Raw genomic sequence first — 9223 nt, 5'->3', positions numbered from 1 at the left:
AGTGTGGTCATGGCAGACAAGAGCTCCATTGAGTGGACTGAAGCCACGTGGAACCCGACGACCGGCTGTGATCGCATCTCGCGCGGCTGCGATCACTGCTACGCCCTGACGCTTGCGAAGCGTCTGAAGGCCATGGGGTCGCCCAAGTATCAGACGGATGGCGATCCACGAACCTCCGGCCCCGGCTTCGGCGTAGCCACCCACCAGGCCGAGTTGACTCTCCCCTTGCGTTGGCGAGAGCCCCGGATCGTGTTCGTCAACTCAATGAGCGACCTGTTCCATGCCAGGGTGCCCTTCGACTTCGTGGAGCAAGTCTTTGAAGTCATGGCGGCAACGCCCCAGCACACCTACCAGGTACTTACTAAGCGGGCTTCTCGGCTAGCGAAGCTTGCCCCGCGGCTTACCTGGCCGAGCAACGTCTGGATGGGTGTCAGCGTTGAGGACTCGTCTGAGGTCGGCCGGATCGACGACCTGAGGACCGTACCGGCGGCAGTCCGGTTCATCTCTGCTGAGCCCCTCCTCGGCCCCGTGGCTCCCCTCAACCTCACCGGCATCGACTGGCTCATCGCTGGAGGCGAGTCAGGAGTGGGCGCCCGTCCTGTAGACCCTGCATGGGTTCGCCAGCTCCGCGACCAATGCCAAGCAGACGAAGTCGCCTTCTTCTTCAAACAGTGGGGCGGCAGGACGCCAAAGGCGGGCGGCCGAGACCTGGATGGCGAGACCTGGGACGAGATGCCGGACCTCCCTACCATGTCAGCCGCCCGATAGCGGGGTAGCCGATCAAGGCTTCATGTCATACGGTGTCCGAACAACTGCGCACCGTAGACAGGGGGAGCCTTGCCGACGCCTGACGACGTGTTGTGGGACAAAGACCCGCACACAGCCGCAAAGCACCTCGTATACCGCAGTTACTTCGATGCTTGGTTCCCCATCCTGCTCCAGTCGGCCTACAGCTCCAAAGGGGTCACCTACGCTGAAGGGTTTTCCGGCCCCGGGGAATATAAGGATGGGTCACCCGGGTCTCCGATCATCGCCCTCAGATCAGCCCTCGGCTGCAAAACGCCACCAAGGCCAGGCCGAGAAGGTCGCTTCCTCCTCCTAGAGGAGAGTCAGCCACGCGTCGACCATTTGAATGGCCTCCTCTTGAAGGAGCTTGGGACGCTTGACAGCGCAAAGCTTGTAGCTCGCGGCCTAGTGGTCGACCCACAGCAGGGCAACTGTCGGCAGGACCTCCTCCCACTGCTTGATAAGCACCGGGTCTGGAATAAACCACTGCTACTGATTCTCGACACCTGGGGATCCGCCGTTGATTTCGAGATCCTAAAACGGACGGCTTCCAGTAAGGCCGGCGAGGTGATCGTAACCATACAGCCCAGTCAGTTTTGGCGGTTTGCGAGCAACCCAAGGCACTACGGAGACAGAGTGTTTGGTCCAGTGGTGTGGCGTGACGTTCAAGCCCAGCCCAAAGAAAAGAAAGCTCAATACATCAAGTCACAATATCGCCGAGTCTTGAATGAGGCTGGATTTCAGTACGTACTGGACTTCGAATTGGCCGACGAACGTAACAACCTTCTCTATCTCGTCTTTGGCACGAACTCGGACAGAGGTTTCGAGAAAATGAAGGACGCAATCTGGCGGGTCGACCCCTACCAGGGCATCGGCTACCGAGACCCCAGAGATCCGAACCAAGAGACGCTGCCCATCCGACCGGAGCCGCAACTAGGGCCGTTACGTCGACTCATCTTGGAGCACTTGACCACCCTTCCAGGGCAGGTCGCCACGCTGGACGAGCTACGCCGCTTCACGCTCCATAGCACCATCTTCCGCCCTGGTCAGACACTGAGCACCGTGCGGCTACTCATAGACGAAGGTAGCGTCGCCGCCGAGCCCACCGGGAAGCGACTTATCGGAAGCTCGCGAGTATCACATACTGGCTCTATGGCCCTTTTCTAGGTAGGAACTATTCTCTACTTCGGAGTCGAACCAAGGACTTCATCAATCCTTCTTCGGAGGATCATCTCCGGCCGTGACATCTGGGCCGTCCTTGCCCTTCTACTCCTCCTTCATTTTCTCATAGGTGACTTTCCCCATGTCGGTCAGCAGCCTTTCAACAATGTCCTGACTATTCGCTCTCAACCTATACATTCTTGCGTCGCCCGTACGCCGGATAACAGGATCAACCGGCGTGAGATAATGTCCGCCGACCACATGGCCACCATTGCTGGCACGTGCAGTCTTTCGAAGATCGGCTACCTCCGCCCGCAGGCCGGCGATCTCTTCCGCGATGCTCGCTGGATTTGTCTTGCCGTCGATAGCGGCTGCCATTAGCGTCAGCTTCGCGTTTACATCGTCCAATCGCGCATTGAGCAGTTGATTGGAGCGCCGAGCCTCTTGCGCATGCACCGCCTGGACGTCTTCCGGCAAAACCTCGTGCCAGTCCTCAATAGCATCATCCAAAACCCGCGCATGCTGCTCCACCAACTCGTAAAGGCTGGCAAGGTGCTCCAGTGGGTCATGCTGTGACCCGGGATCCCCCTTACGGCGGCGATCGATGGCGACTAGCAGGGCATCGGCTGAGTCCCTCGCCGCAGTGACCCGTCGGAGCGCAGGACGGGCGAGCTGCTGAAATTGGCTGCGCGCCTGCTGGGCTGAGTAGTAGGCCGATGTCAACCAGGACAGGCCGGCACCGGCCAACAGGGTGAAGACTCCAAAGAGCACCTGCTCAAGCTGGGTGAGCGGATGGGCCACGTCACCTGCACGTTGCACGAAGAAGACGCAGAGCCAGATCGCAAAGCCGGCGCATACCAAGACAACCAGATGAGGAAGTGCCCGCCAGTTGAACATCAGGGCAAGCCGGCTTCTGCTGTGGGCTGGCTTGACGACTGAAGGAGGATCTACGGGGACGGCGTCGGTCACGCAAACGAGGATAGTGGGTTGAGTGCCCCTATAGACCTCTGCTTTTACGCCGATCCGGGCTACACATACACCGTCGGAATGGCGCAAATAGTCACGAGCCCGGACCATCCCATCTGCCATCGACCCGGCCTCCTGGGGAGCGGGCCGCCGCCCGGTCCGCCGCGTCAAGCGGACCTTGACACGTCGGACGCTGCCGGGATGGGCTGAGTCGGCTTTCGTGTCACGGGCCTTGCCCTCGGCGGACACCGCCACAGTGGCGCAGTTGACCTGACCTGGACCGGTACGGACCCGGCTCCTGGGGTCGGAGCTGGCCATCGGCGGTCACCTCTCCCCCTCCCAGGTGAGCAGTTGACGTGACCGTGAGCGGCTGCGGTGTCGGCTCCTGGACGACCGGCATGCCTCGGCGGACTCCGCCCCCATGCTCGGGGCTTGCCGCGCGGACCCGGCGGCGCGTTACCTGCGCCGCGCTGCTCAAGCGCGGCGCGGCCGGCTGCCGGCGACGGATCCCACCGCTCTCCTCCGCTATCCCGTCTGCGGCGGCCCCTGGGCTTCCCGCTCTCCGCGCCAGCCGCCGGGCGTGTTGCGTGACCGGAGTCGAAGCGTCAGCGGAGCGACGGGCACGCGCCTTGGCGGCGGCGCGTGCGGCCCGCTCAGGGCCGCCTTGAAGACGTACAGAAACTTTGAACCAATTCGCCGGCAGCCGGCCGGCCCCGCCTCGCCGGGCGTCCGGACACGGGATGGCGTGGGCCGAGTGCGCTCCGCACCCTGACGGCACGGCCGCCCTCGTCGACACCGCCCGGGAAGCTGCCCGACACCTGCTGGAGACGCCATTGCCTCGGCGGTGGAGTCACGTCCAGGCGGTCGCCGCCAAAGCGGACAGGGTCAGCGGGGCAGTCCCGGCCGAGGACCGGGAGGTACTCGTGGCATCGGCGTGGCTGCATGACGTGGGCTACAGCCCCGACCTGGTCGGCACCGGCTTCCACTCCCTCGACGGTGGCCGCTGGCTTCGCCGCGAGCGGTTCAATGAGCGCATCGCCGCTCTGGTAGCTCACCACTCGTGCGCGTGGCTGGAGGCGGAGGAACGTGGGCTCGGTGACGTCCTGGCCGCCGAGTTCACTCGGGAAGAGACGCCGGTAACTGACGCGCTCTGCTTCTCGGACATGACGACCGGGCCGGACGGCCAGGACTTCGAGGTGCTGGGGCGACTCGCCGAGATTCGGTCACGGTATGGGCCAGAGCACCTGGTGACCCGGTTCATCTGTCGTGCGGAGCCGGAGATGGTCGCCGCTGTGCAGCGGACTCAGGGCCGGCTTTCCGGCAGCGTCGCTCAGCCGATGTAGGGCTCGGGGCGGTCCTCGTAGCCGTGGGTGATGCGGAGCAGGGTCGACGGATGGATGTCGAGCGCGCCCAGCTCGTCGCGGGCGACCCACCGGACGTCGCTTGATTCGTCGCTCGGGGTCAGAGTGCCGCCGACCGGTTCGGCTCGCAGGCAGAGAGAGAACTGCTGCCGCACCTCGCCGTCGGAGTAGGCGATGACGTGAGCGGGGTCGGAGTAGACGCCGACCATCCCGGTCACCTCGACCCGTACGCCGGTCTCCTCCCGGGCCTCCCGGACCGCCGTCCCCGCGACCGACTCGCCGATCTCCTGGCCACCGCCGGGCAGCGACCACAGGCCGTTGTCCGTGCGCTGGATGAGCAGCACCCAGCCGCCCTCGTCACGCACGAAGACGGAGACGGCCACGACAATGCTGTTGGCCTTCGGCGCGTTCGGATCGTGGTAGTGCTCGGTTCTCGCCACGGCCATAGGCTGCCACCCCGCCGCCGCTGAGGCTTCGCACGCCGCCCTGGGAAAGGGACGCCCCCCGTCGGGGGGATGCGGTCCGTAGCTATCGTCTGCCGCCAGTGGGCAACGACCAGCATTGGCGAGCAGGTGCCGAGCGTCGTCGGTTCGCGTTCGGGAGCGGCCTGAGTCAACGCTCGTGCTGCCTTCTTGCTGCCTCGTCGTCTGACCCCTCGTTTGTAAGCTCTGCGGACTCCGTCGGGGCACGTCCGGTACGTCTCTGACATCAGCCGTTGATCCGTCGCCCTCCGTCACCTTCGGACGCCTCCTGGCGGCACCGATCGAGACTGGTTCACCTACAGTCGACCCCGTGGAGTTCGGGACCTTCGCCGGCTTCGGCCTGGTGCTCTGTGCGGGATTTCTCTGCCTCTTCCTCATCGCCGTCGTAGGGCTGCTCGCGGCCTGGTGGAAGCCCAAGGACTGACGGAGCCACTCTCAGCTTGGGAATCGCGTCGATCTGCACCGTGGGTAGCCCTACCACCTTGCAGGCGAGCACGCAGCGTCCAGATTGCCGCAGCGGGAGTACCTCTGAACGCCGGTGCTGACCCCTGCATCGGGCACACGTCGGGCACGGCGACCGCTTCGGTGTGAAAGAACGATCACAGTCCATCGGCCCGGCAAGATTCTCGGCGTGAGCTGCTGAAACCATCCCACGCCGTCCGTCAACGTCCAGCACCGTGCACAGCCGTTGTCACCCAGCTTGTCACTCAGCCCGATACGCAACACGCGCGCCACGGCTCGTCCCATGTCACCCATAGCCGTGCCTCATCGATGACATCGGGACCGGCGCAAAGCAGCACGGACAGCAGAGCGGCGAGCTTGGCGAAGACAACCGACGATGAGCCGTATCGGCCTTCGGCCGCGCCAGAAATGACCAGCCCACCGCCAAGCAGCGCGCTCGCAGCGCCCAGCGCGCCGTGATACTCGGGCTCGGTCAGGCCGAGCGTGACGTGGTCGCCCGCGACCATCAGAGTGCCAGGCTTCGGATCGAGCGAGAACGTGCCTTCATGTCCACGAGCTGCGCGACCAACGAGCAGTCCGTACGAAGACGGATGCCCCAATCGCCCCCGGTACTCCACGCCTACGGCATCCGCGCTCGCCCGGATTGGCCCATCGTCGCCGGTCCAGACAATGAGCTGCGAGTACTGGCTGCGGACGAACGCTCGATGCATCGAACCACCGTAGCGAGAGGCCAACAGGAGGGGGCACGCCCACACACAGACCGCGCGCCGTTGCCATCCCGTCTGCCGCCGACCCGCCCTCTGGGGAGCGGGCCGCCGCCCGGTCCGCCACCTGCCCCGTCTGCGTCGCCCACCGTCAAACCGCCCTTGACACCGAACCGACGCGACCGGCCAGCCCCAACCCGTACGCCCGACTGCGCCGCTGGGCGCACATGCTCGGCTTCGGCGGCCACTTCCTCACCAAGGCCCGCCGCTACTCCGTCACCTTCCAAACCCTGCGCGACGCCCGCCGCGACCACCGCCAGCGCGAGGACCAGGACCACGCGTACCCGGCCACCGGCAGCCCGCTCGTCGACGAGCACGACGACACGACCCTGATCGTCGGCACCCTCACCTTCGCCGGGGTCGGCTGGCACACCACCGGAGACGCCCTCCTCGCCAACTCCGCCGCCGCCATGGCCCGGGAGCGACAAGCCACCGGCCGCGAGGAACTGGCTCACGAACTCGGCACCACCCCGGCCGGCATCGCGCCGGCTGCCGCCCGATCCGAACAGACCTGGGGAGGTCATCCGTCATGAGCACCACCGCCCGCCCGAGTCCCGTCGTCCGGCTCGTCCCACGCACCGGGTCGACCGTCGTCGGGCCGGTCACCTACACCGTCCGGGAGGTCGCCAAGCTGCTGGGCATCTCGCTGGGCAGCACGTACGCCCTCGTCCGGGCCGGCACGATCCCAGCGACCCGCCTGGGTGGTCGCTGGCTGATTCCCCGCGCCCGCTTCCACGCCTGGCTTGACGGCGTCACCGAGGAACCGGCCGCCGCCACCGGCACCGAGCACGGACGGAGGCGCTGATGGGCTTCGTCCGCAAGACTCCGGCCGGCACCTACCGCGCCTGCTGGCGTGACCCTGCCGGCGGGCAGAAGTCCAAGAGCTTCCGCACCAAGCGGGAGGCCAGCGCCTACCTGACCGAGGTCGAGGGGAGCCTCAACCGGGGCACCTACGTCAACCCGCACGCCGGCCGTCTCCGCTTCGGCGACTTCGCTCAGCAGTGGCTCGCCACCCGGACCGTCGAGGCGCGCACCACCGAGCGGACCGTCTCCATGCTCCGCACGCACCTCCTGCCGAAGTGGGGTGACTGGCCGCTCGGGAAGGTCGACTTCATGTCGGTACAGGAGTGGGTGACGGGCCTCGGTCGGGTCCTCGCGCCCTCCACAGTGGCCAAGTGCTACCAGCTCCCCTCGATGATCCTCCGGACGGCGGTTCAGGCGCGGCTGATCGCCACCAACCCGGCCGAGGGCGTGAAGCTGCCGCGCGACCGGTCCCGCGACGTCAAGCCGGTCACGATCAGCCGGGAAGACTGCCTCGGGCGGCTCCTGCCCGCCGTGCCGTCCCGACACCGGGCGATCGTCTGCACCGCCGCCGGGGCCGGTCTGCGCTGGGGTGAGTGCGCCGGGCTGACGTGGTCGTCGGTCAACCTCGACCGGGCATCGCTACGCGTGGTCCAGGTGGCCGAGGAGACCCACGGCGGAATCGTGCTGCGCCCGTACCCGAAGAGCCGCGCCGGGGTCCGGACGATTCCGCTACCGAGCTTCCTGCTCGCCGAGCTCCATGACCTGCGGGCCGTCGCCGACGACCCGGACCCGCGCACCCTGGTCTTCCGTGACCGGGTGGGTCGCCCAATGCGACGGTCGAACTTCCGGCGTCGGGTCTGGCTGCCGTCGCTGGTCCGCGCCGGCCTGCTCGGCCAGGTCGTCACCACCGGCCCGCACCGGTACCGCGCGGTCTGGGCCGATCAGGAAGGCGTCGAGTGGTCAGCCGAGTTCACCACCGAGCGGGAGGCCGTCGCCTGTGTGGCGGCCAGGTCCGCCGACGGGATGCGCTTCCACGACCTGCGGCACGCCTACGCGACCTGGCTGGTCACCGACGGTGTCCCGATCAACCTGGTGCAGCGGGTCATGGGCCACGAGCAGGCGTCGACGACGCTCAACCGCTACACCCACACCCCGGACGACTACGCGGCGCGCGTCCTGGAGACGTTCGACGGCTCTGCTGCCTTCCTGCTGCCTCCAGCCGGGGAAACGCCGTCTCCGGACCACCTCGACGGGGAGGAAGACGACCTGTGACCTGGGGTCGCGCCTACCCCTGGGAAAGGGACGACCCCCGTCGGGGGGAGACGGGGGTCGTCGGGGGGTTCGGCTCCGGGGGGGTTGAGCCGAACCGACTCGGCGGTCACGGGGGGTGCGATCGCCGAGAGTCTGCTGTCGTACTACATGTGAATACTCGTCGTAAGCACAAGCATGCCTGAGCAAACCGGTATACGTCGAGTGGTGTCGCCTCCACTCCCTGCGAAATCGTGTTCGGAGAGTGTGACCGCCGTCACTTACGGCAGGGATGGGGGAGGTTGCCGTAGGGGTCGGGCCGGTGTCCGCACCCCAGGCACCCGCCGACCATAGACCATCCGGATAGACTTTCGCGCCGTGGGCCGAAGTGCCGCTTTTTTCGATCTGGACAAGACCGTCATCGCCAAGTCGAGCGCCTTGGCGTTCGGTCGGCCGTTCTACCGGGACGGGCTGATCACCCGGCGGGACGTGGTCAAGTCGGCGTACGCGCAGCTGATGTTCCGGCTGGGCGGCACCGACGAGCAGACCATGGCCAAGACCCGGGACTATCTCGCCACACTGTGCAAGGGCTGGCAGGTGGAGCAGGTCCGCCAGATCGTCGCGGAAACACTGCACGAGCTGATCAACCCCTACGTGTACGCCGAGGCGGCGGCCCTCATCGAGGAGCACCAGGCCGCCGGCCGGGACGTCGTGCTGGTCTCCGCCTCCGGGGAGGAGATGGTCCGGCCGATCGGCGAGTTGCTCGGGGTCACCGACGTGATCGCCACCCGGATGGCGGTGGCGGACGGCCGGTACAGCGGCGAGGTGGAGTTCTACGCGGCCGGCCCGAGCAAGGTCGAGGCGGTCAGCGAGCTGGCCCGGCTGCGCGGTTACGACCTCGCCGACTCGTACGCGTATTCCGATTCGATGAGCGACCGGCCGCTGCTGGAGTGCGTGGGTCATCCCTCCGTGGTCAACCCGGACCGGGCGCTGCGCAGGCTGGCCACCGAGAACGCCTGGCCGGTGCTGGAGTTCCGGCACCCGATCCCGCTGGGCCGCCGGCTGCGGGAGCGCCCTGCCGTGCCGGTGGCCGCGGCGGCGCTGGGCGTCGGCGTGGGGGTGGCGATCGGCATCGCCTGGTACGGCCGGCACCGCCGCACCCGCACCACCCCCGTGGCCTGACCGGCAG

General features: G+C 66.8%; 10 protein-coding genes. 7 read left to right on the top strand and 3 right to left on the bottom strand.

Translation table 11 applies throughout. The features are described from left to right. The first annotated feature begins 9 nt into the window (after positions 1–9). Together ACFT41_RS13090 and tcmP are read left to right on the top strand one after the other, a co-directional pair. Positions 10–768, top strand: a complete 759-nt coding sequence (locus tag ACFT41_RS13090) for a DUF5131 family protein (protein WP_377580762.1) — start codon at positions 10–12, stop codon at positions 766–768. 87 nt (positions 769–855) lie between these two features. Beyond that, a complete protein-coding gene (tcmP, locus tag ACFT41_RS13085) occupies positions 856–1953 on the top strand; it encodes a three-Cys-motif partner protein TcmP (RefSeq protein WP_377580764.1) in 1098 nt (365 codons plus the stop codon). A gap of 99 nt (positions 1954–2052) precedes the next feature. Here tcmP and ACFT41_RS13080 read toward each other — a convergent pair whose 3' ends face one another. After that, entirely contained in the window at positions 2053–2916 is an 864-nt protein-coding gene (locus ACFT41_RS13080; protein ID WP_377580766.1) for a hypothetical protein, read from the bottom strand. 830 nt (positions 2917–3746) lie between these two features. On the opposite strand from ACFT41_RS13080, the gene ACFT41_RS13075 reads away from it, so the two are divergent. Next, on the top strand, positions 3747–4256 hold the full coding sequence (locus tag ACFT41_RS13075) for an HD domain-containing protein (protein ID WP_377581009.1): 510 nt from the start codon (positions 3747–3749) through the stop codon (positions 4254–4256). Here ACFT41_RS13075 and ACFT41_RS13070 read toward each other — a convergent pair. Further along, on the bottom strand, positions 4244–4714 hold the full coding sequence (locus ACFT41_RS13070; protein ID WP_377580768.1) for an NUDIX hydrolase: 471 nt from the start codon (positions 4712–4714) through the stop codon (positions 4244–4246). The genes ACFT41_RS13075 and ACFT41_RS13070 overlap by 13 nt on opposite strands. A 749-nt stretch (positions 4715–5463) precedes the next feature. Then, complete coding sequence (locus tag ACFT41_RS13065; RefSeq protein WP_377580770.1) at positions 5464–5928, bottom strand: hypothetical protein; 465 nt, start codon at positions 5926–5928, stop codon at positions 5464–5466. Between the two features lie 65 nt (positions 5929–5993). On the opposite strand from ACFT41_RS13065, the gene ACFT41_RS13060 reads away from it, so the two are divergent. The 4 genes from ACFT41_RS13060 (at position 5994) to ACFT41_RS13045 (ending at position 9216) form a co-directional block, all read left to right on the top strand. Beyond that, positions 5994–6515 (top strand): replication initiator, encoded by a 522-nt coding sequence (locus tag ACFT41_RS13060; RefSeq protein WP_377581012.1) that lies wholly within the window; start codon positions 5994–5996, stop codon positions 6513–6515. Beyond that, positions 6512–6787: a helix-turn-helix domain-containing protein gene (locus tag ACFT41_RS13055; RefSeq protein ID WP_377580772.1), complete on the top strand. Its 276-nt coding sequence runs from the start codon at positions 6512–6514 to the stop codon at positions 6785–6787. Before ACFT41_RS13060 ends, ACFT41_RS13055 begins: the two co-directional genes overlap by 4 nt. Continuing rightward, positions 6787–8058 carry a tyrosine-type recombinase/integrase gene (locus tag ACFT41_RS13050; protein WP_377580774.1) on the top strand — a complete coding sequence of 424 codons (1272 nt, stop codon included), beginning with the start codon at positions 6787–6789 and terminating at the stop codon, positions 8056–8058. The genes ACFT41_RS13055 and ACFT41_RS13050 overlap by 1 nt, the downstream gene beginning before the upstream one ends. A 354-nt stretch (positions 8059–8412) precedes the next feature. Continuing rightward, positions 8413–9216 (top strand): HAD family hydrolase, encoded by an 804-nt coding sequence (locus ACFT41_RS13045; protein ID WP_377580776.1) that lies wholly within the window; start codon positions 8413–8415, stop codon positions 9214–9216. The last annotated feature ends 7 nt before the right edge of the window (positions 9217–9223 follow it).

The organism is Micromonospora sp. NPDC057141, from assembly GCF_042670805.1.
Lineage (GTDB): Bacteria > Actinomycetota > Actinomycetes > Mycobacteriales > Micromonosporaceae > Micromonospora.
The sequence above is the reverse complement of the archived record's forward strand: the minus strand, read 5'-3'. Positions and strand labels throughout refer to the sequence as shown.